We start from the raw sequence: 398 nt of genomic DNA, 5'->3' as shown, positions 1-398 counted from the left end.
GCTGAAGTGATGGCCGTAGACAAAACCCCTAACACGATATTGATTGCGGTGAAAGGACTCCCCTTCTCTACTAAAAGCAAACTGAGCTGGTGGCTTGATAACAAAAACTTGTTGATATCACAGTATAAACTTGATTTCACCGAGCCTAATGAGCAACCCAGCATCTATATCTATGACTTTGGCGATGGCTTTAAAAAAGAAGAGATGAAGGACAGGCTATGCTTTGACAGCGTATCGCTGCCCAATAACTGCATTGATAAAAACATCGCTATGGTTATTTCTCAGCTCAGGAATGGAGAGATAAAGCTCGCCATTGATGATGATGTTTTCATCCAGGATAAAAGCGGCAAGATAGTAAAACAAAGCCCGCATTAAAGCGGGCTTAGAATACTTAGAAA

Annotated in this window: 1 protein-coding gene; it reads left to right on the top strand. The window is 41.5% G+C overall.

The features are described from left to right. Positions 1-375: DUF943 family protein (locus FN633_RS12970; protein WP_208674100.1), on the top strand; the 375-nt coding region annotated here is incomplete at its 5' end. Between the last annotated feature and the right edge of the window lie 23 nt (positions 376-398).

It is taken from the genome of Pseudescherichia vulneris (genome assembly GCF_902164725.1).
Taxonomy (GTDB): domain Bacteria; phylum Pseudomonadota; class Gammaproteobacteria; order Enterobacterales; family Enterobacteriaceae; genus Pseudescherichia; species Pseudescherichia vulneris.
The sequence above is the reverse complement of the archived record's forward strand: the minus strand, read 5'-3'. Positions and strand labels throughout refer to the sequence as shown.